This is a genomic window from Paenibacillus sp. NMA1017, assembly GCF_058895805.1.
This window is the reverse complement of the sequence record NZ_JBZXYR010000002.1, coordinates 167,833-188,548: the sequence shown is the minus strand read 5'-3', so window position 1 is coordinate 188,548 and position 20,716 is coordinate 167,833. Positions and strand designations below refer to the sequence as shown.

Below are 20,716 nucleotides of genomic sequence, written 5' to 3'. Positions count from 1 at the left end.
TAAGGGCGGGATGCGCATGTTCCAGCATGTATTCGCAGAAATGAACAGCATGTTAGATGATATCGTGAAGCATTACCCATCAGCCCAGGGCTCCCGCAGGCAGGAGCTGCTACAGCACTGGAGTCTGCTGCGGAGAATGAGTGACGGAATTATGGATGAGTGGCTGGCCTTTGAGGAAAAAATGGTTTGCCTGCGTGCAGCCGGGTTTTCCGCGGAGACTGATATGTCTGGCATGGAGCTGCCTGAAAAAGAGCTGCCAGCTTTTAATCGGGGGCAAGGGTATTATCGATTACTCATGTACCCTGAGGCGATCCAACAATTTGAGCAGGTACTACAGCATTTTCCGAACAGCTGGCAGAGTCGCATGTATATGGGAATGGCTTATTTTCAACTAGATGATTCAGCAGAGGCTGTATGCCATTTTCAGAAGGTGCTGGACCTGACTGACCAGGCAGGACTAAAGGCGGTCATCTATAATGCGCTAGGCTGTCTGTTGGCAAAGCAGGCTGACGTAGAGGAGGCGCAAAAATGTTTTGCTCTCGCACATCAGTTCGATCCTGCGTTACCCGAGCCGCTGCACAATATGGAAGCCTGTCTGTCCGGTACCGAAAAGCTTCGATACGACAACTCCATGATGACCTGGATGTAGTGTCAGACACCGAGTAAGACGATGCATGCCCACCTCTCAGGCGGCGTGTGCATCGTCTTTTTTGGCTGTCTTAATTTCCAAACAGGCGATCTTCTGCTATGCTAATATACAGAGTTATTATTTTTGTAAGTGTCATAAGAAAGGATTAGCCCGAATGAAATTTGCGGTATTGGATTTTGAAACGACAGGCACCCAGTCCGCGGATGACATCATTCAAGTCGGACTTGCAATTATAGATCATGATAACAGCATTTCCCGTGTTTATGGCTCTTATGTAAACCCTGGCAGATCTATTCCACCTTTTATCTCCGGATTGACCGGAATTACAGACGATGACGTTAAGGATGCTCCTGCACTTGAAGAAATGATGATGGAGCTCGTGCCTATGCTGGACGATGTTGTACTGGTCGGTCATAATGTGGCGTTTGATTTTAATTTTTTGCAAAACGCTCTGGATCGGTGCGGATATTTGCCGTTTAGCGGAAGAATCTTGGATACAATGGATTTTCTGAAAATTATGTTTCCATCGCTATCTTCTTATCAGTTGGGTTTTGTGTCTTCTGAGTTCGGGCTGGCGCATGATCGCCCTCACCAAGCAGACAGCGACGCGTTGGCTACGGCTGAGGTGTTTTTAAAGTGTCTGGGTGAGCTTCAAGCATTACCTCTGATAACGATACAGCGGCTAAGCGATTTGTTTGCAGAGGAAGACAGTGACCTTGGATGGTTTCTTGATGGGGTGCGTGAAGAGAAAGAGCTTGATCCTATTCAGGATTTGGAGGGACATCAGTTTTTTCGTCAGCTTGCGCTAAAAGTGGAAGATTGGACGGAGCTAGCTGCTCCGCGTAAAGAAGATGACCCGAATCCACTGTCAGGTGTTTCCTTTGAGGAGTACATGGATGATGTGCGGGACAATTTGCGTTCATCCTTGAGCCAATATGAGGAGCGCGAGGCACAGATACAGATGATTGAGGGTGTAAATCAGGCACTGAGTGAAGACAAGCATCTACTGATCGAAGCAGGTACAGGAACAGGAAAATCCCTCGGTTATTTGCTCCCATCACTGTATCACAGTGTAAAAAAAGGACAGCGCGTTATGGTAAGTACACATACGATCAACCTACAGGAGCAATTACGCGAGCGCGACATTCCGATGCTGACCAAGGTGATTCCGTTTCCGTTCCGGGCTGCTATTTTCAAGGGTCGGGGACATTATTTGTGTCTGCGTAAGTTTGAACATAAAATAAACAGAAGAGACTTCGCGACACCGAAGGAAGATTTAATTACAGCGGCTCAGATGATCGTCTGGTTGACGCTAACAGAAACCGGTGATGATGAAGAACTAAACCTGAGCAACCGTGGAGGGGATTTCTGGGAAACGGTGGCGAGTGATTCAGAGTCCTGTCTTGGTCGTTCTTGCCCATGGTTCCGCAAATGTTATTATCATCGTGCACGCCATGAAGCAGGAATAGCGGATGTCGTTATTACGAATCACTCTAAGTTGTTCACAGACGTCAAAGCAAGTCATCAGCTGTTGCCGAGCTATGAACATCTGGTGATTGATGAAGCCCATCATCTGGAGGAAGTAGCTGGTAATCACCTAGGTATGCATATGAAATATTTCACACTCGTGCATACACTGACGCGACTGTTCAAAGACAGCAAGAATGGACAACTGCCTTCACTTCGTCAACAGTTGGCGAAATCGGGGCACGAGAAGTCGGCGGATTGGGCCTCAACCATCGACCAGATGTATCCGCTCGTGTTAGAGGTGAAGGAAACATGGGACCTGCTAAGCGACAAGCTGTTTGGCATGTTGCCAGAGCGAAGCGATGCAACACCGGGTGAAACAGGCCAGTTTTCTTCCCGTCTCAAACCTTCGGCCAAGCCTGCAAAGTGGGATCAGGCGGGAGCTTTGGAAAATCAGCTATATGTAACGATGAGTGAAATTTTGCGCAAGGGCGACAAGCTGATGCTGGACGTCAAGGAAGAACATGACGATTATGCAGCTGATAGCCTCATTACAGATATTACGGGTCTGCTCAAGGATTTGGCGGGGATCCGAGAAAATTTGCGCTTTTTTATGCGACTTGATGATGAAACAACCGTATACTGGCTTGAAGCGAGTGGGCAATTCCGTAGTAAATCATTACAATTTTATGCGGTGCCCGTCGATGTGAGCCGCCAGTTGAAAGAAATGTTTTTTGACAAAAAAAGAAGCATTATTCTGACGTCTGCTACCTTATCGGTAGATAAGTCGTTTCAGTACATGATCGATCAGCTCGGCTTGCAGGAGGCCGCAGATCAAGAGCGGCTGATGACTTCGCAGCTCCCGTCACCCTTTAATTACAGGGATCAGGTGTTGCTGGTCATTCCACGGGATTTTCCAAGTGTGAAGGGCAGTGTAGGAGATGCACATTTTGTAGATATGCTCGTTAGCTCTCTAGGAGCGACTGCTCAGGCGACGCGGGGGAGAATGCTTGTTCTGTTTACTTCCTATCGGATGCTCCGGCAAGTTTATGAGCCGCTCAAAGAGGCGTTAGCATCCAGCGAAATTACTGTGCTGGGACAAGGCGTGGACAGTGGGAGTCGCAGCAAGTTAACCCGCCGTTTTCAGGAAGCCAAAGCTTCTGTATTGCTGGGAACCAGTAGCTTCTGGGAAGGCGTCGATATTCCGGGGAAGGCACTGACTTGTCTGGCCATTGTTCGTTTGCCGTTTCAACCGCCAAATCACCCGTTGCTGGAGGCAAAAAGCGAGCTGCTTCAGCAGCAGAAGAAGAATCCATTTATGAAGCTGTCTGTACCACAAGCGGTCATTCGCTTCAAACAGGGATTTGGGCGGTTGGTACGTACAGCGAGCGACCACGGGGTCGTTATCGTTTATGATACGCGTGTGATCGAATCCTATTATGGAAAGCACTTTTTGTACTCGTTACCGGGACCAAAAATGGAGCATATGCCATCGGAGCAAATGGTGCCCCGCATCGCCGAATGGCTCCAATCCGCCCCGGAGACCGAGGCATAACGGACGGACACTGAGTATGTTCGTTACAATTAGGGGGAGCAAGTATGAAATCAGATAAAATTTCAGAGGCTGTCGTACGGAGGTTACCCGTATATTTACGTTATCTGAATGCACTGCACAAACGGGAGGTGGCTACGGTCTCTTCTCAAGAGTTGGGACAGAGGCTAGATTTGAACCCGGCCCAAATCCGTAAAGATCTCGCCTATTTTGGAGATTTTGGTCGGAAGGGTATCGGTTATGATGTTTCTTATCTAATTGAAAAAATACGCCATATCCTGAAAATTGACCAGCAAATTAATGTAGTATTGGTCGGAGCGGGTAATCTGGGGCAAGCCCTTTCGAATTATAACGCTTATTTAAAAGACAATATGAAGATTGTAGCGGTATTTGATGCGTTTCCGGATAAGGTAGGAACCAAGATCAATACTTTGGTCGTTCAACCGATGGATGAACTGGAAGCGACTGTGAAAGAAAAAAACATTCGAATTGGGATTATTACCGTACCTGATTTTGAAGCACAGCACGTGGCTGATAGGCTTATTGAGAGCGGAATTGGAGCAATCCTGAATTTTGCACCGACTACTCTCAAGGCACCGGCCAACATTCGGATTCATGCCACAGACTTTACAACTGATTTGCTTAGCCTCGCTTATTATCTGGAGGACGGAAAGGAAGAAACACAATATGACAGTGAATAAATGGATGATTAAAAACGGCTCTTTTGCCGTAAATGGATCAGAAGCTGGGGTAATCCATGGTTTTATGATTGTGGAGGATAGTCGTATTACTTATATTGGCGAAACCTTGCCTGCGGGTGAGGAAGAGACGGAAGCGATTGATGGTAAGGGCTTATTGTTTTTACCTGGTCTGATCAATACTCATGGTCATGCGGCGATGTCTCTGCTGCGTGGGCATGGAGATGATTTGGCACTTCAAGTATGGCTTCAGGAAAAAATGTGGCCTATGGAAGCCAAGTTTACATCTACAGACGTGTACTGGGGCACATCCTTGTCTGTGCTGGAAATGCTGAAAGGTGGGACAACGACCTTCCTGGACATGTACGATCATATGGATGAGGTGGCTCGTGTAGCTGAAGAGTCAGGTATTCGTGCAAGTCTGATGCGTGGAGCAATTGGACTATGTTCGGAGGAAGAACAGCGGATCAAGCTGGCTGAGGCCGTGACTTTTGCGCGTAACTGGCACGGTAAAGCAGACGGCCGTATTACAACGATGATGTCACCGCATGCGCCATATACATGTCCCCCTGCATTTATTGAAAAATTCGTACAAGCTGCGCATGATCTCGATTTGCCGCTGCATACGCATATGTCTGAGACGATCGCCGAAGTTGAGCAAAACGTACGAGACTACGGTTTGCGTCCAGTTGCACACTTGGATAAGCTTGGCTTTTTCTCCCGTCCTTCGCTTGTTGCTCATGGCGTTCATTTGAACGACGAAGAAATAGCTCTACTGGCGGAACGTGGTGTAGCAGTTTCGCACAATCCAGGTAGCAACTTGAAGCTGGCAAGTGGTGTGGCAAGAGTGCCTGAATTGCTGCGTGCAGGGGTTACTGTTTCTCTCGGAACGGATGGTCCTGCCAGCAATAACAACCTGGATATGTTCGAGGAAATGCGTCTGGCGGCACTTATTCACAAGGGTGTATCCGGTGACCCTACGGCAGTTCCTGCAAGTGAAGCGCTGCGTCTGGCAACAGAATACGGTGCAAAGTCGATTGGTTTAAAAGAAGTAGGAGCGTTGGCAGCAGGCAACAAGGCTGACTTTATCGCGCTGGATCTGAATCAGGCACATTTCTTGCCGCGCACAGATCTTATTTCCCATGCGGTATACTCTGCAAGCGCCAAGGACGTGGCTCATGTGTGGGTAGACGGTCGTCAGGTTGTAAAAAACGGCGAATGCCTGACTATGGACGAGGAACGTATCAAACATGAGGCACAAGCCGCCTTTGAAGGGCTGCTGTCGCGCTAATTCAGGTGTCACATCCCCTTAGAGAGGAAGCACGGGTTTGAAAAATAAGAAAAAATGGATAGCGGTCGCCATATTGGCCGTGATACTGATCCTGGTCAGCATTTTCTGGTATTATTCCTATGTTACTCAAGACCAGGTGGCTGAGAAAAATGCCGCTATCATTAAGGCCAAGCAATCAGGTGGTCTGGTTAGTACGACTCAAACATGGAAGTCTGTGTGGGATCAGGTATATTGGGTGGTTCAAGGGAAAAATGCACAGAATGAAAATATAATGGTGTGGGTTCCTTTTCAAAAAGTGGAAGGACAACCTAATGTACCTGCCGCAGATAATAGCGGTGTTCATACCGAGTTGCTGAAGAACGGAGTCGACGAGCAAAAAATGACGGCGCTAATTCAGCAGCAGCTTCCAGGTGTAAAAATTATAAGCCTCCAGCCGAGTGTGTTCAATGGCGAATATGTGTGGCAGCTTTTTTACGATGATGGAAGCCATCATTACTATACATTTTATCGTTTCTCAGATGGGGTAGCGACGGGTGTAAAGTATACTTTGCCCAATAACTGAGCTGGTTGAGGATTAGCGATGTGGAATGAATGACGAGTAAATGATTAAAAGCTCAAGAAAAAGACGTAAATGCGATGAAATTCGTATTTACGTCTTTTAGTCTTGCTATGCCGCAAAGCTGGGGCTGAAAGCCAGCGAAGCATCTTTACCTACCCAACTTCTCTCCTAAGGCAAATTCATCTTTATGGCGGGCAGCAGCGAACGTAAGATCAAATCCTACACGCAGCGTCTCACCCTTTCACCCATAACCAATGATTTTGCCCAACCCCAACTCCTCCACACATTGCCTTCGATATTAGATATACGTTATGATATACTATATTTTATAAGTGATAGACAAAAATGATAGAAAAAAGAATTGCTGATCACTGTAAGATCATGCAATTTGGTTGTTTGTTGACATTCGTCCCGTTTCTTCTGGGTTTTACATTTTGAGAGGAGGATGTTGTTTGAAATTGCGTGCAGTTCCTATCGTTGTGGCGGCAGTTTTGGCAGCTTTGCTGCTGTTTGGAGGATGGTTCATTTACCGTCAGGTTACAATGCAAAGTCCTCTGGAAAAAATAGTTTCTCAATATCCAGGCGTGACAAGCGCTCAAATAGATATTAAACAGGATCAGCTCGTATTGAAACTAGATCTCAAACCGCAGGCGGATGTGGCCGGATTGGTCGATGTGGTTAAGCAAAAAGGACAATCCATCATTGGCAGCCGCACCATTAAGCTGGATATTGCAGATCGTTCTAATTCAGCACTGAATCAATGGTGGTCTGAGGCTATGTTTCCTGTAGCGGAAGCGATGGAAAATAGAAAGTATACTCAAATTTCATCTACAGTTGAGCAGATGAAAAAGAAAAAGACGGGTATCAAAGCTGATACCGACATGGATTCGAATAATGTCTATATCCGACTCAGCGAAGGTAAAGCGACCAAGTTTATCGTTTTGCCACGTCAATCTCAGCAAATGGGGGTATGGCCTAATGCCTAGATGGATCAAGGAAATATTAATCGGCATTGTGCCGGTAACCATTATATTTCTCGTTTTTATTGGGGTAAATATTATCCCTCTTCTAGTTGCTGGTGTGATGTTCAGCGGCTTGTTAATGCTCATGCATGCTCGTGGAGGCTTGGCCGTAGGTGCTGGGCAAGAACGTAAACGTAAAAAAAATGGTCCGGACAAGCTGACTTTTGAGGAAATCGGTGGGCAAGAAAGCGCTAAGCAGGAGCTGCGTGAGGCCTTGGATTTTTTGAATCGACATGATGAAATCTCCAAGTTTGGTATCCGTCCATTAAAAGGCGTTTTGCTCACAGGCCCTCCGGGAACAGGAAAAACACTGATGGCGAAGGCAGCGGCACACTATACTAATTCTGTTTTTGTTGCAGCCTCAGGTAGTGAATTTGTTGAAATGTACGTTGGTGTTGGAGCAGGTCGTGTGCGTGAGTTGTTCCGGGAGGCGCGTACTCGTGCAGCCAAGGAAAAGAAGGAAAATGCAATTATTTTTATTGACGAAATCGACGTAATTGGTGGTAAACGTGAGGGTGGCCAGCAACGAGAATATGATCAGACTTTGAATCAGTTGCTGACAGAAATGGATGGTATTTATTCGGTAGATACACCGCGGATTTTGATCATTGCGGCAACAAACCGTAAAGAAATGCTGGACAGCGCCTTAACGCGTCCAGGGCGTTTTGACCGTCATATTCAAGTGGATTTGCCTGATAAGAAGGGGCGTCTTCATATTCTTAAAATTCATGCCAAAAACAAACCGATTCAGGAAGATGCGAATCTGGACAAAATTGCTGAGGAATCTTACGGTTTTTCTGGCGCACAGCTGGAGAGCGTAATGAATGAAGCGGCAATCTATGCGATGAGACAGGATCAGAAAATGATTGCGCAGAAACATCTGTCGATGGCAATTGACAAAGTGATGATGGGTGAAAAGACAGATCGAGAATCGACGTTGGAAGAGAAAAAACGTGTAGCGATTCATGAACTAGGACATGCTATTATGGCCGAAATTGTTCGTCCTGGTAGCGTAAGCCAGGTAGCACTTAGCCCACGTGGGAAAGCGCTTGGGTATGTGCGCCACAATCCACAGCAAGAGCATTATTTATACACCAAGCAGTACCTGGAGGAGCAGATTATGATCTCGCTTGCAGGGGCTACGGCAGAAGAAATGTACTATGGTGGTCGAAGTACCGGCTCTAGTAATGATTTTGAGCAGGCGCTGAACATCGTCCATACGATGATGACTTCCGGTTTGACTTCACTTGGCATTATTAACATGGAAATGGTAACCAAAGAAGAACTTATGCGGGAAAATGGCGAGATTATGGATGACCTGCACACCCGAACTTTGGAGTTGCTGGAAAAGCATCGTCCTGTGTTCGACAACTCGCTTGACATTCTGATGAAGGAAGAAACTCTGTCTGGAGACCAATTTAGATGTCAATTTAGTGAAAATGCTTTATTACCAGCATAATTTTTTATGCTGGTTATTTTTTTTTACTTTTAGTCCGTGCTAAGATATTATTATCTATTGGGACATAAACATGTATTTTTCGACAAAGAAGGATACAATATATGAGAGTGACCAGGAAAGGGTGGAGTAAAGAATCATGCAATTTAAAAAAATCGGCGTCATCGGCGGCGGCACCATGGGACAGGGGATTTCTGAAATGCTCGCGTCCAAAGGAATCGATGTGCTGCTGGTAGAGCAGACACCAGAGAAACTAGACTACGCCTACAATATGATTGAAACGAGTCTGGACAAACAACTGGAAAAATGGGCAATTACTCAAGCTGAGAAAAAGTTGATCTTATCCCGTATTCAAAAAGTATCCCATTTGGCGGAGCTTGGTAGCTGTGATATGGTCATTGAGACTATTACAGAGAATCTGGACGAGAAGAAAGCAGTATTCCAAGAACTGGACCATGTGTGTCCAAGCAATATTATTCTTGCAAGTAATACATCCACGCTGAGCCTGACCGAGCTTGCTAGCTCGACCAAGTATCCCGAGCGTGTTATTGGTATGCACTTTATTTATCCAGTATCCCGCATTGATCTTGTAGAAATTATTCGTGGTTTGAAAACTTCGGACGATACATTTGAAAACACTAAAATGTTCGTGGAAGAGATAGTGGAGAAAAAAGGAGTCATGATTTATGAATCTCCTGGATTCGTAACAAGCCGGATTATCTGTCTGCTGATTAACGAGGCGGCTCATGTACTTCAAGAGGGTGTAGCTTCCGCTGAAGATATCGATGACGCTATGCGAATTGGCTACAATTTCCAAAGTGGTCCTTTGGAAATGGCTGACCGCTTTGGTCTGGATTCCGTTTTGGCTGCTCTGGAGCGTATGTTCCGCGAATTCGGCGAATTGAAATATCGTCCGTCCATCGTGCTGAAGAAAATGGTGCGTGCAGGTAATCTGGGCGTGAAATCGGGCGAAGGCTTCTTTAAGTACGACAAGGATGGTGACCGGATATGAAAATTCTCGTAATCAATGCAGGGAGTTCTTCCCTGAAATATCAATTGTATGATATGACGGACGAGTCCGTTCTGGCAAAAGGATTGGTAGAGCGTATCGGTATGGATTCCTCCATTCTGACGCATAAGCCAACCAATAAAGAAGAATACACTGAAGTTAGCGAAATTTTGGAGCATACTACAGCCATCCGTAAAGTGCTGAATGCACTCACAGATGCTGAACATGGCGTAATCTCCAGTACTAGCGAAATTCAGGCTGTGGGCCACCGTGTAGTTCATGGAGGCGAAATCTTCAAGCAGTCAGCAGTTGTAACGCCTGAAGCGAAGAGTGAAATCCGCCGCTTGTTTGACCTGGCGCCACTGCATAACCCTGCTTCCATGATGGGGATTAAAGCGGCTGAATTGAATATGCCAGATGTACCGCAGGTTGTGGTATTTGATACCTCGTTCCATCAAACCATGCCTGAAAAAGCTTATATGTACGCCATTCCAAGAGTGTTGTACAATAAGTACAAGGTTCGTCGTTACGGTGCACACGGCACTTCCCATGATTTTGTAAGTAAGGAAGCAGCCAAATTCCTTGGTCGTCCTTTGGAAGACCTGAAGATTATCACTTGTCATATCGGTAATGGTGGTAGTGTAACAGCAGTTCAAGGCGGTTTGTCTGTTGATACTTCCATGGGTATGACTCCACTGGAAGGTCTTATGATGGGTACTCGTAGTGGTGATTTGGACCCAGCAATCGTACCTTATGTCATGAACAAAGAAGAATTGACTGTCAATGAAGTCAATTCCATGCTGAACAAGCATAGTGGACTTTTAGCTATCTCCGGTATCAGCAGTGACATGCGTGAAATCACAGAAGGTATGGAAAAAGGCGAAGCTAATTCTACATTGGCATTCGAAATGTATGAATACCGTCTACGCAAATACATTGGATCGTATGCTGCCGCAATGAACGGGGTAGACGTAATTGCATTTACAGCAGGTGTGGGCGAGAACTCCATCGTTCTGCGTAAGAGAGTGTTGGAGCAACTGACATTCCTTGGTATCGAGCTGGATGAATCGTTGAATGCTATTCGTTCTGGCGAGCCTCGCCGGATTACAACTGCAAATTCAAAGGTAGAAGTACTGATCATTCCGACGAACGAAGAACTAGTTATTGCCCGCGACACGTTCCGTCTGGTTCAGTAGTTCGGTTCGAAAGTATAAACTTTATGCATGCGGACTATTGTTTAAGTTTCGCATGCACCAAACAGCGAGAGCAAACAGCCTGACCCAGGGGGAAGGGCTGTTTGATTTTCGGTTAAGAGGAGAGAGACGGTCATGACGAATAAAAGTACGATTGCCCAAGTGGGCCGCCATGTAGGGGAAACGGTTACAATCGGCGCTTGGGTAAACAATAAACGATCTAGTGGTAAAATTCAGTTCCTGCAACTGCGCGATGGTAGCGGCTATATTCAAGGGGTTATCGTAAAAAGCGAAGTGTCCGAGGATATTTGGAATGACGCCAAATCCTTGACTCAAGAGAGCTCCCTTTACGTTACTGGAGTGGTGCGTGAAGAACCGCGTAGCCAATCGGGCTTTGAATTAACGGTTACAGGCATTGAAATTATTCATTTGACCGAAAACTACCCGATTACACCCAAAGAGCATGGTGTAGATTTCCTAATGGATCATCGTCACTTGTGGCTGCGTTCTGCCAAGCAACGTGCTGTTCTGATCGTACGGGCGGAAATTATCCGTGCTGTACAGGAATTTTTTAACGGCAACGGCTTTACGAAGGTGGACCCACCTATTTTGACTCCTTCCTCTGCAGAAGGTACAACAGAATTGTTCCACATTAAATATTTTGACGAAGATGCGTATTTGACACAAAGCGGACAGTTGTACATGGAAGCTGCGGCAATGGCACTGGGCAAAGTATATTCCTTTGGTCCAACATTCCGTGCGGAAAAGTCCAAAACACGTCGTCACTTAATTGAGTTCTGGATGATCGAGCCTGAGATGGCTTTTGTGGATCATGAAGAGTCCTTGCGCGTTCAGGAACAGTTTGTAAGCCATATCGTACAGTCTGTTCTGAAAAATTGTGCGAAGGAGCTTGAAACAATCGGACGCGATGTTTCGAAGCTGGAGCAAATTCAAGGCGAATTCCCACGTATTACGTATGATGAGGCGATTGCCTTCCTGCAAGGCGAAGGTTTCGATATCCCATGGGGGGAAGACTTTGGTGCTCCTCATGAAACGGCGATTGCCGAAAGATATAACAAGCCTGTGTTCATTACACATTGGCCGACTCACATTAAGGCATTCTATATGAAACCAGACCCGACCCGACCAGAGGTTGTTCTGTGTGCCGATATGATCGCTCCTGAAGGCTATGGCGAAATTATCGGGGGTTCCCAACGGATTGATGATCCAGCATTGATGGAAGAACGTTTTAACGAGCATAACTTGGCTCGTGAAGCCTACCAATGGTATATGGATCTGCGCACCTATGGTACCGTTCCGCATTCCGGCTTTGGACTGGGCCTGGAGCGTACTGTAGCATGGATTTGTGGACTCGATCATGTACGTGAAACGATTCCGTTCCCACGTATGCTGTATCGTTTGTATCCGTAATCGATGACAGGATCATTCGACAAGACATCAGCGGCAGAATGGGCGGAGGGAGTAGCCTTTGCTATGGAAGCCGGAATGGTCCAGATTCCCTACGCCCTGCTCAAGCATTATCGGACACTTCGGCTGACAGATGGCGAAATGCTGCTATTGATGCAGTTGCTTGCCTTTAAACAAGCGGAACGTAATGAATTTCCGACTTGGGAACAATTGCAGACCCGTATCGGATGCACTGCGAACGAAATCGCGCTTTATTTCAGTAAGCTCATGAAAGAAGGGTTTTTGAGAATCGATTCCGTAGAAGACCGCAGCTCATCTGTACAATTCGAACGTTACAACTTGGCGGGGCTGTATCGTAAGTTAGCAGAATGTATGATCGCCGAGCGTACGGAGCAGCACGATGAAGATGACATTTTGTTTGCTGGAAAGCCGGATTTACTGAATGGAATATCGGAATCGCCGCTTACAGAAGAACGGAATTTGTTCACGATTTTTGAGAAGGAATTCGGGCGACCATTATCACCGATGGAATACGAGACGATTACCAGCTGGGTGGATCAGGATCGGTATCCCGAGGAGCTGATTTTGCTGGCTTTGAAGGAAGCGGTATTTGCAGGGAAGGTACATTTCCGGTATATAGACCGTATTTTGCTGGAGTGGAGCCGAAACCGTGTCCGTAATGCACAGGATGCCAAAGAATACGCCCAGCGTTTCCGTGGTGGCGGACGCAATTAATACATCGGTCTAAATAGGCTTTAATGATAGAGGACACACCATTCCGTCAGGAGGGTGTGTCCTTTTTAAATATTTTTTCGAAAATATGCAGGGGAAGGAAATTTCCTGGCGTCTATAGTATTGGGAAGGGGGAGAGCGTCATTGATATAGAGAGAATCATTGAACGAATACGGTCCGGTGACCGGCAGGCGTTCCGTGAGATCGTAGAGCTGTACAGCAAGCATGTATTTCATATCGCCTATTCGGTACTGCATGACAGCAAGGAAGCAGAAGATGCCGCGCAGGAGGCATTCGTTCAGGTGTACAAGTCTCTCCCCCAGTACCGGAACGAAGGTTTTAAAACGTGGCTGAGCCGAATTGCGCTTCACAAAGCGCTGGATATCAAGCGCAAACAGGACAGACGGCCCGTAGAGCTTATAGACGTCGCACAATCCCTTGTACAGCTCCCTTCCCGGGATGAGGATGTGCTGGCCCGTCTCATCCGCGAGGAGCAAATTATAGAACTATCGCAAAAAATCGCACAGTTGCCCCAGCAACATCGGGATATTATTCAAGCCTATTATATGCAGGGCAAAACCTACGACCAAATTGCTGAAGAGACACAGGTAGCTTTAAAAACGGTAGAGTCGAGACTCTATCGGGCGAGACTATGGATTCGAAACCACTGGAAGGAGGAGGAATGGCAATGACTGACCAACAGGATAAACCGTGGATTGAAGGGGAATCGAATGACTGGCACGCTTACATTACAGGAACTTGTACGATAGAGGAATCTGCCCGGCTGGAAAAGCTTCTGCTGGAAGACGAACAGGCGCTGATGTTGTATCTTGCTGCAATGGAGCAACTGGATTCAACTTTGAAAGATTATTCTGCCTGGATGGATACGGAGCGCTTCACAGATCAGGTAATGGCCGTTCTTCCCGAGATAGAAGCTGAACCGAGTCAAGTTATGTTCAAAAAACGCCGCTGGTTTGAAAAACCTGCTTTTCATTATGTTGTTGCCGCAAGCCTAACGTTGATCTTGTTGTCCAGTGGAGCCTTTGACAAAATGATGCCGCAAACAGACGGAAAGCCGATTCCTCCAAAAGAACGCGTTTCTTACAGTGAAGAGGTCATGCGAGCTACAACAACCTGGCTCGACAAATTAAAGCCCTAAATCGGATAAGGGTGAGACGAAAAAACTCAAAAACAACAACCTTTAGATGGGGACTTTATCAAAATCCCATAATATAGAAAGGAAGTGTAGCGATGCCTTATACGGAAAGAAGCAAGCTTTTGGCATTTCTATTGAATATCATTCCCGGTGTGGGACACTATTACTGGACCAGAAAAGCCAATGCGTTTGTATACACCATTTTGTTTTTTGGATGTCTGGCGGGAGGATTATTTTTTTCGGTAGTATCAAGAGACGAACTACCTTTATTGGCCAGTATGTTTGTTGCCGCGCTTTTTTGGGGGCTAAGTATGCTGCATATCATTATTAGCTTGTTGCGTTATGATCCTCGTGCAGCCGCTGCTCCATATCCCCCTCATGCAGGACCCAATCCATATGGTTTTTACTCGCAAAGTGGACCGTATGGACAGGCTGGTTTAACAGGAGAGGTACCGGAGGGGGCAACACACGCAGATACGGATGCACCGGAAGCAGGAATGGGCTATGGCCCAGGCTATAACTATTATCAACAAGGACACTATGGTATGGCAGGATCGCCTGCTTTTCAAAAAGGATCGGACAATGAACGCTTTTTTACGATTTTGCTGTCGTTCATTCCTGGATTGGGACACCTTCATTTGGGGCTGATGCAGCGTGGTTTGTCTTTTCTGCTATCTTTCTTTGGCTTTGGAGCGATCCTTGTTTTTATTAGTAGCATCACTCAAGAATCCGGATTTATGGCGTTTGCGGGCGTATTGCCGATTATTTGGCTGTATTGCATATTTGACGCGGTGCAGCATGTACATCGCAAACAAACGGGAGAAATTCTTCAAGACCGGACTTTGTTTGAGGAACTGGAGCACGGAAGAGTCGAGGGGCGGCGGAGTAAAATGCTGGCTACCATTTTATCGGTATTTCCCGGTGCTGGACATATGTATATCGGTTTGCAAAAACGTGGACTCCAGCTCATGCTTCTGTTTTTAGGAGGCATCTATGTACTGGACGTGCTGCATCTTTCACTCTTTTTGTTCCTGATCCCGGTGGTCTGGTTTTACAGTTTTTTTGATGCGTTGCAGCAATTAAGCCGTTATGGACGGGAGCCGCTGATCGACAAGCCTGTGATCGGGATGTTTGCTCAATATCACCGCTGGGTAGGCTTGGGGCTGCTGCTGCTGGGCGCATATTACATCCTAATTAACGTACTTGTTCCCACACTGGATCGTCTGTTCCCGAACGGAGAAATTTATAATTTGGTTGACATGTATCTACGGACGATTATCGTATCCTTATTGTTGATCGGCGGTGGTATTTGGATGATGATCGGTAATTCCAAATCTAAACGGGCAAAGGAGAAGCAATAGAATGGACACTGAATTTTCAAAGAGTGAGGCTCCCTTTAAGGGAGTCCATCATCCTCATAGCGATGGAGGAGGCTCCACGGGTATCTTTGGTACATCATCTAACAAAAGTAGCTCCTCTAAAGCGTCAAACGCTCCGGCAGGGGTGTGGAAAGTTGGAAGACTGTCAATGGGACTTTTCCTTGTCCTGCTGGGGGGCATAACGTTTGCCTCCAAGTTTTGGGGAGCAGGCATACTGGATCAGGCGTTCACCTGGTGGCCTATCGTTTTTGTTTTACTGGGATTGGAAATTTTAATGTATACTGCTTGGAAAGGGACGCGTGAGCGCATCCGTTATGATTTATTCAGTATGTTTATTACGGCGGTATTAGTTTTTTGCTGTATCGGATTTGCCTTGGTCAGTTCATTGGGGATCACTCCACAAATCAGAGAAATGATGAGCTCAGTTCAGGAAACAAGGATTCTCCCAGACTGGCATGAAAAACTGCCTGCCGGAGTGACCAAGGTGATTGTACAGGGAGAAGATCCTTATGCGGTCAAAATTGACGCTACCACCTCACCGGAGGTGCATGTGTTCGGAAGTTATGTATATACAGGCAAAGAAGACGAAATAAAGGGACAAGATTTATATCAGACCAAGCAAATCGGCGATACCTTGTATGTATTACTGGGTCAAATTCCGACACGTTTTATGCAGACACAGCAGCAGCTTGATGTTACGATTGCTGTACCTGAGGGAATTACGGTTACTGTGCGCGATAGCAGAGGAAATATAATTGAAAAATAGGGAGATCTTCCGGCTCCAACTTTACATTTCGTATCATTCACGCAATACTTGAAAGGAAAGCCTGAGATGTCATCTATGTCGCTAGCAAATGGTGTATTTGCTTATCAGGCGAAACTTGATGATGTGCAATCGAATAGCGATTGAGATCGGAAATGAGGGAGAAAAATGATTTCGTTGAATCCTGATACGCTTACAGGGCGTGAAAATTATAAGCTGTTGACCGGAAGTATCATCCCAAGGCCGGTAGCCTTTGTAACGACTTTGAGCAGCGAAGGGGTGCTGAATGGTGCGCCGTTCAGTTATTTTTCCATTGTAGCCTCTGAACCGCCACTGCTGTCTGTATCCGTACAACGTGTCGATGGAGTATCCAAAGATACAGCACGTAATGCGATGGAGCACAAGGCATTTGTTGTACATATCACAGACGAAGATAATGTGGGAGCGGTGAATGTGACGGCTTCCCGTCTGTTGCCACAGGAGAGTGAGGTTGCACTGGCAGGCCTTACCCCGGTCAAAAGTACAAAAATCGCAGTTCCCGGTGTGACAGAAGCGAAAATACGCATGGAATGTATTCTGGAACAAGTCATACCGTTGGGAGGCAAGGAGGACTCACCTGCCTGTGATCTGTTAATTGGACGCGTAGTGCAGTATCATTTGTCGGAGGAAGCGTACCAAAACACATATGTGATTGCCAAGGAGTTGCGTCCAGTAAGTCGGTTGGCTGGAAACAACTATGCGAAGCTAGGAGAGCAATTCACGCTGGAGCGTCCCCAATAGGGGGCGTTTTTTTTACAGCATGCATAAGATTTTAGATCGCTAGTAGAATAGAATACCCTTATTATAAAAAAGAGAACGTTCCTGTGCTATCGCTTAGGCTACGTTCTCGAAATTGAATGACCGCTTTTACAATTCAATGATACAGTCGTTTAATATGGATGGAGTTATTCATCTCGAAGTTTTCAGCAGCAGGGAGCGATACGTCGTTTCAAACAAAAATTCAAACGCCTCCAAATGCTTTTTAGCCTCAAATACGTCACGACCCCATGCATAAATGCCGTGGTTACGCAATAAAATTCCAGGCACCTGATCATTCAGCACACCGGGCACCAGCTTGGCAATCGAGGCGATATCCGCGTAATTAGGCAGCACAGGAATATTAATCGCAGCATTTTCTTCCCAAATGTTAAAAGCCTTGATCAGCTCAATACCTTGGATAGGTACAGCGCCTTGCTCACCGTAATATTCGGAAATCAGATTGTTAAACACGGTATGCACATGAAAAACGGCTCCACAGCCTGTCAGGCGGTAAATTTCGCAATGTATAAGCGTTTCTGCGCTTGGCTTGAGGTTTGTGGCTTCTGCCGCTTTTCCGTACCGGTCTACGAACAGAAAATCTTCCGGAGTACGCTTGGTTTTATCCTTACCGCTGGCGGTAACTGCAAAATAAAATTGTTCGGGATGAAAGTCACCGATTCGGATCGACAAATTGCCGCTCGTGCCTGGGAACCAGTTGCGAGATGCGAATAGTTCTTTGACATCAGCGAGTTCTTCCAGTGCGCTACGTTTTTCTTCCAATGAAATGTCTGCCAAGTTAAAACTCATTTACAGCACCCCTTGCTCCTGTTTTTGCTTTAAATCCTCGATAATGTCATCAAATGTTTCAAAGGGTACATGTGGTACGCCAAGCTCTTGACACTTTAAAGTCAGGTGCGAACGGGAGTACACAAGATCGGCAATTTTAGCTCCTTCAAAATCGGTCAGGCTGTCGCCGATCAAAATCCGTTCGTATTGTTCGGGAGGGTATTGACGAATCACAGTCGTTTTACACATGCCACAATCATTTGTACACGGCTCCTGACATGGATGTGGCCACGTAATCTGGATGCGATCCCCGGAAAAATCCGCTCCGTTGCAATAGATGTGATCGTGTGGAATATCAAAGGGTTTTAGCAATGGATCAATAAAAAAATCAATACCGCCGCTGGTGACGAAAAATTCAATCTTCTGCTCTCGTACATAGTCCAAAAAGCGTGCAAAGCCCTCGCGTATACCAGCTTGTCCAAGTACATATGAGATAATTTCGTCCTTTTGCTCCGAAGGAATCAGGGCAAACATGGCACCTACGCCTTCACGAATGGATGTATGCCCATTTACGATCTGATGCATGATGGGCTCACAGCTTGCAGGCTGAAAATACTTCATAATGGCGACAATATTGTCGCTATTCGTAATTGTCCCGTCAAAATCGCAAAAAATGACGGGCTTCTTTGCTGTGCTCATCGTTCGCCTCCCCATGTGTCGAGCGCAGATTGCAGCTCGGGGTGAGTACGGGCGTATTCTGCCAGCGGGACATTCTGCTGAACCGCTTCAATCGCCTGCACAAAGGCGCGCCCACCAGCTTCTGTACCCAGCGGATGACCGTGAATTCCACCCCCGGCGTTGACCACGACGTCGGTACCAAAGTCACGTACAATGAGCGGCACGAGGCCCGGATGAATTCCTGCGGAAGGGACAGGCATGCTGGCCTTCAGCGTTAGTTCAGGGGTGATCAGCTCATCGCGGATCGCCATGTTTTCCTCACGCGGCATCGTCACTGAGCCGTAGGGAGAAGGGAAGAGGACGAGGTCAGCGCCAGCCAGTCGCATAAGCTGACCAAGCAGGACGGACGCCGATATACCATAATGCGGCGATGGATAAGCAGTTCCCGCCAACGAAGGATGGGCAGCAATTGGCACCGAGACGGCGGGATCGCTGCTAAGTTCATGCAGCACATCGTAACCGTAGGCCAACACGTTAAACAGTAACGCGTTGGCACCCGCATCAATGGCCTTGAGAGCTTGCGCCTTAAGCTCCGAGGTCGGCCCCGTTAAATTAGCGGCATACAGCAGCTTTTTACCGGTTTCACGCTCAGCCGCTTCGGCGGCTTTGATGCAGGCTTGGACACGTTTTTCAATCGGCGTCAGCGCGTTTTCAAACAAGATCTCGTCGTCCTTGATCAGATCAACGCCACCGAGAGCCTGCCGGGTAAACTGTTCACGAAGTTCGTCCAAATTGAGTCCAATCACAGATTTGAAAATGCTCATGAGCAGAGGGCGATCATACAATCCAAGCTGCTCGCGCAAGCCGCTGATACCGAATTTCGGTCCCGGAAAAGCAGAGCGGAATGCTTCCGAGAAACCGAGCTTCGTTAGCTTAATTCGGCCGTCCATCGAAATTTTGCCGAAGACTGTGACCAGCAGTGCGGGAATGTCTCGGCTGAAGTTGACATCTGGGTAAGCGATGGTCAGGTCAGCGTACCGTTCACCGGGACCTCCATCGTGAATATAAACAGAATGAACCGAGCCAAGATGCTTTTTCATCGCGTCCCGTTTGGCTTGCGGGAGCTCGGTCCAGCTGCCCACCGTCATGCCGATGGCAATAGATTGGGCCTTTTGGTTAAAATCGGCGTTGTCATCGTATACCCGGTAGGTCGCCAAGCAATAGCTCATTCAATTCCCTCCTTGAGTACAGCTCCCATCTCGCGAGATCGCTCAGCGCACCGCTGCACCGCCGCAATCACCGTTTCGTAGAAGTCACCTTTGTCCAGCGTTTCCAATGCAGCTACTGTAGAGCCATTAGGAGACATGATTTTGTGGCGAAGGGCAGAAGGCTCCTCTCCGGTTTGCTGTACCATGCGTGCCGCTCCAAGCGCGGTTTGCACCGTTAGTTCGTGCGCTTGCTCAGGGGTCAAGCCACCACGGATTCCTCCGGCAATCATGGCTTCCATCAGGTAGTAGACATAGGCAGGGCCGCTTCCAGATATCCCGGTCAAAACATCCATTTTCTCTTCTTCTATAACCGTTACCGTACCTACAGATTCGAACATCGTAAGCACGTTTTTGCGCTGGTTTTCGCTGATCTCCTTGGAAAAGCTAATACCTGTGGCTCCCAGCCCAATTGAGCTGGATGTATTGGGCATCGTCCGTGCGATCGGCTGCTTGCGACCCAGCAACGTTTGCATCGTACGAATGGACAATCCGGCGATTACCGAAATGATCAGCTGCTCATCAGACAGAAGTGGGCCGAGCTGTCCAAGTGCTTGTGCAGCATCCTTGGGTTTCATGGCAAGCACAATGACCGGAGAACGACGCAGAAGCTCAGTTTTGGCGGCATCCTCAGTTTGGAACAAGACTCCATATTGCTTTTGAAGTTCCTCAAGGCGAGCCCGATTACTGCGGTTGATGACGGTAATACCACTAGGTTTGACGACAGAACGAGCCGTCATTCCGCGAATAATAGCCTCTGCCATTGATCCTGCCCCGAAAAATGTAATTTGCTCATTAATTAAAACCTTTGTTTGTGATTCACACATAGATTCAT

The 20,716-nt window shown here is 47.0% G+C and carries 20 protein-coding genes; 16 read left to right on the top strand and 4 right to left on the bottom strand.

Going from position 1 to position 20,716, the window contains the following annotated elements:
* Window positions 1–16 precede the first annotated feature (16 nt).
* The 16 genes from AC5ELV_RS05790 to AC5ELV_RS05715 all read left to right on the top strand — a co-directional run bounded on the left by AC5ELV_RS05790 (window position 17) and on the right by AC5ELV_RS05715 (window position 17,134).
* A complete protein-coding gene (locus AC5ELV_RS05790) occupies window positions 17–649 on the top strand; it encodes a tetratricopeptide repeat protein (protein ID WP_493429471.1) in 633 nt (210 codons plus the stop codon).
* Window positions 650–803: 154 nt separating this feature from the next.
* Window positions 804–3,671: an ATP-dependent DNA helicase DinG gene (gene dinG, locus AC5ELV_RS05785; protein ID WP_493429470.1), complete on the top strand. Its 2,868-nt coding sequence runs from the start codon at window positions 804–806 to the stop codon at window positions 3,669–3,671.
* A gap of 44 nt (window positions 3,672–3,715) precedes the next feature.
* Window positions 3,716–4,369: a redox-sensing transcriptional repressor Rex gene (locus tag AC5ELV_RS05780; protein WP_013310684.1), complete on the top strand. Its 654-nt coding sequence runs from the start codon at window positions 3,716–3,718 to the stop codon at window positions 4,367–4,369.
* Window positions 4,356–5,657, top strand: coding sequence for an amidohydrolase (locus AC5ELV_RS05775; RefSeq protein WP_342444126.1), 1,302 nt, complete (start codon window positions 4,356–4,358; stop codon window positions 5,655–5,657). The genes AC5ELV_RS05780 and AC5ELV_RS05775 overlap by 14 nt, the downstream gene beginning before the upstream one ends.
* Before the next feature lie 37 nt (window positions 5,658–5,694).
* Window positions 5,695–6,219 (top strand): cell wall elongation regulator TseB-like domain-containing protein, encoded by a 525-nt coding sequence (locus tag AC5ELV_RS05770; protein ID WP_493429469.1) that lies wholly within the window; start codon window positions 5,695–5,697, stop codon window positions 6,217–6,219.
* A gap of 449 nt (window positions 6,220–6,668) precedes the next feature.
* Complete coding sequence (locus AC5ELV_RS05765; protein ID WP_493429468.1) at window positions 6,669–7,202, top strand: hypothetical protein; 534 nt, start codon at window positions 6,669–6,671, stop codon at window positions 7,200–7,202.
* Entirely contained in the window at window positions 7,195–8,697 is a 1,503-nt protein-coding gene (locus tag AC5ELV_RS05760) for an AAA family ATPase (protein WP_493429467.1), read from the top strand. Before AC5ELV_RS05765 ends, AC5ELV_RS05760 begins: the two co-directional genes overlap by 8 nt.
* A gap of 136 nt (window positions 8,698–8,833) precedes the next feature.
* A complete protein-coding gene (locus tag AC5ELV_RS05755; RefSeq protein ID WP_493429466.1) occupies window positions 8,834–9,706 on the top strand; it encodes a 3-hydroxyacyl-CoA dehydrogenase family protein in 873 nt (290 codons plus the stop codon).
* On the top strand, window positions 9,703–10,899 hold the full coding sequence (locus AC5ELV_RS05750) for an acetate/propionate family kinase (RefSeq protein ID WP_013310675.1): 1,197 nt from the start codon (window positions 9,703–9,705) through the stop codon (window positions 10,897–10,899). Before AC5ELV_RS05755 ends, AC5ELV_RS05750 begins: the two co-directional genes overlap by 4 nt.
* A gap of 132 nt (window positions 10,900–11,031) precedes the next feature.
* Window positions 11,032–12,327 carry an asparagine--tRNA ligase gene (gene asnS / locus AC5ELV_RS05745; RefSeq protein WP_013310674.1) on the top strand — a complete coding sequence of 432 codons (1,296 nt, stop codon included), beginning with the start codon at window positions 11,032–11,034 and terminating at the stop codon, window positions 12,325–12,327.
* A 3-nt stretch (window positions 12,328–12,330) separates the two neighbouring features.
* Complete coding sequence (locus AC5ELV_RS05740; protein ID WP_493429465.1) at window positions 12,331–13,059, top strand: DnaD domain protein; 729 nt, start codon at window positions 12,331–12,333, stop codon at window positions 13,057–13,059.
* A gap of 56 nt (window positions 13,060–13,115) precedes the next feature.
* Entirely contained in the window at window positions 13,116–13,748 is a 633-nt protein-coding gene (locus AC5ELV_RS05735) for an RNA polymerase sigma factor (protein ID WP_493429464.1), read from the top strand.
* Window positions 13,745–14,215 carry a hypothetical protein gene (locus tag AC5ELV_RS05730; RefSeq protein ID WP_493429463.1) on the top strand — a complete coding sequence of 157 codons (471 nt, stop codon included), beginning with the start codon at window positions 13,745–13,747 and terminating at the stop codon, window positions 14,213–14,215. Before AC5ELV_RS05735 ends, AC5ELV_RS05730 begins: the two co-directional genes overlap by 4 nt.
* A 92-nt stretch (window positions 14,216–14,307) precedes the next feature.
* The gene (locus tag AC5ELV_RS05725; protein WP_493429462.1) at window positions 14,308–15,573 is read left to right on the top strand and encodes a multi-tm2 domain protein; all 1,266 of its coding nucleotides are present in this window, start codon (window positions 14,308–14,310) and stop codon (window positions 15,571–15,573) included.
* A 1-nt stretch (window position 15,574) separates the two neighbouring features.
* Window positions 15,575–16,357: a hypothetical protein gene (locus AC5ELV_RS05720; RefSeq protein ID WP_493429461.1), complete on the top strand. Its 783-nt coding sequence runs from the start codon at window positions 15,575–15,577 to the stop codon at window positions 16,355–16,357.
* A 165-nt stretch (window positions 16,358–16,522) separates the two neighbouring features.
* Window positions 16,523–17,134, top strand: a complete 612-nt coding sequence (locus tag AC5ELV_RS05715; protein ID WP_493429460.1) for a flavin reductase family protein — start codon at window positions 16,523–16,525, stop codon at window positions 17,132–17,134.
* Window positions 17,135–17,302: 168 nt separating this feature from the next.
* Here the strand turns inward: AC5ELV_RS05715 and AC5ELV_RS05710 are convergent, their stop codons facing one another.
* From AC5ELV_RS05710 to proC, 4 genes are read right to left on the bottom strand one after another with little or no spacing between them, the layout of a single operon-like run.
* Window positions 17,303–17,959: a methylthioribulose 1-phosphate dehydratase gene (locus AC5ELV_RS05710; protein ID WP_493429459.1), complete on the bottom strand. Its 657-nt coding sequence runs from the start codon at window positions 17,957–17,959 to the stop codon at window positions 17,303–17,305.
* Window positions 17,960–18,637 (bottom strand): 2-hydroxy-3-keto-5-methylthiopentenyl-1-phosphate phosphatase, encoded by a 678-nt coding sequence (locus tag AC5ELV_RS05705; RefSeq protein ID WP_493429458.1) that lies wholly within the window; start codon window positions 18,635–18,637, stop codon window positions 17,960–17,962.
* Window positions 18,634–19,845, bottom strand: a complete 1,212-nt coding sequence (locus AC5ELV_RS05700) for a 2,3-diketo-5-methylthiopentyl-1-phosphate enolase (protein ID WP_493429457.1) — start codon at window positions 19,843–19,845, stop codon at window positions 18,634–18,636. Before AC5ELV_RS05700 ends, AC5ELV_RS05705 begins: the two co-directional genes overlap by 4 nt.
* Window positions 19,842–20,708 carry a pyrroline-5-carboxylate reductase gene (gene proC / locus AC5ELV_RS05695; RefSeq protein ID WP_493429456.1) on the bottom strand — a complete coding sequence of 289 codons (867 nt, stop codon included), beginning with the start codon at window positions 20,706–20,708 and terminating at the stop codon, window positions 19,842–19,844. Before proC ends, AC5ELV_RS05700 begins: the two co-directional genes overlap by 4 nt.
* Window positions 20,709–20,716: the final 8 nt, after the last annotated feature.

Bases quoted from the DNA above. Each gene is read 5' to 3' on its own strand.
- AC5ELV_RS05790 (WP_493429471.1), top strand. From the start codon at position 17: ATGTTCCAGCATGTATTCGCAGAAATGAACAGCATGTTAGATGATATC.
- dinG (WP_493429470.1), top strand. From the start codon at position 804: ATGAAATTTGCGGTATTGGATTTTGAAACGACAGGCACCCAGTCCGCG.
- AC5ELV_RS05780 (WP_013310684.1), top strand. From the start codon at position 3,716: ATGAAATCAGATAAAATTTCAGAGGCTGTCGTACGGAGGTTACCCGTA.
- AC5ELV_RS05775 (WP_342444126.1), top strand. From the start codon at position 4,356: ATGACAGTGAATAAATGGATGATTAAAAACGGCTCTTTTGCCGTAAAT.
- AC5ELV_RS05760 (WP_493429467.1), top strand. From the start codon at position 7,195: ATGCCTAGATGGATCAAGGAAATATTAATCGGCATTGTGCCGGTAACC.
- AC5ELV_RS05755 (WP_493429466.1), top strand. From the start codon at position 8,834: ATGCAATTTAAAAAAATCGGCGTCATCGGCGGCGGCACCATGGGACAG.
- AC5ELV_RS05750 (WP_013310675.1), top strand. From the start codon at position 9,703: ATGAAAATTCTCGTAATCAATGCAGGGAGTTCTTCCCTGAAATATCAA.
- asnS (WP_013310674.1), top strand. From the start codon at position 11,032: ATGACGAATAAAAGTACGATTGCCCAAGTGGGCCGCCATGTAGGGGAA.
- AC5ELV_RS05740 (WP_493429465.1), top strand. From the start codon at position 12,331: ATGACAGGATCATTCGACAAGACATCAGCGGCAGAATGGGCGGAGGGA.
- AC5ELV_RS05730 (WP_493429463.1), top strand. From the start codon at position 13,745: ATGACTGACCAACAGGATAAACCGTGGATTGAAGGGGAATCGAATGAC.
- AC5ELV_RS05725 (WP_493429462.1), top strand. From the start codon at position 14,308: ATGCCTTATACGGAAAGAAGCAAGCTTTTGGCATTTCTATTGAATATC.
- AC5ELV_RS05720 (WP_493429461.1), top strand. From the start codon at position 15,575: ATGGACACTGAATTTTCAAAGAGTGAGGCTCCCTTTAAGGGAGTCCAT.
- AC5ELV_RS05715 (WP_493429460.1), top strand. From the start codon at position 16,523: ATGATTTCGTTGAATCCTGATACGCTTACAGGGCGTGAAAATTATAAG.
- AC5ELV_RS05710 (WP_493429459.1), bottom strand. From the start codon at position 17,959: ATGAGTTTTAACTTGGCAGACATTTCATTGGAAGAAAAACGTAGCGCA.
- AC5ELV_RS05705 (WP_493429458.1), bottom strand. From the start codon at position 18,637: ATGAGCACAGCAAAGAAGCCCGTCATTTTTTGCGATTTTGACGGGACA.
- AC5ELV_RS05700 (WP_493429457.1), bottom strand. From the start codon at position 19,845: ATGAGCTATTGCTTGGCGACCTACCGGGTATACGATGACAACGCCGAT.
- proC (WP_493429456.1), bottom strand. From the start codon at position 20,708: ATGTGTGAATCACAAACAAAGGTTTTAATTAATGAGCAAATTACATTT.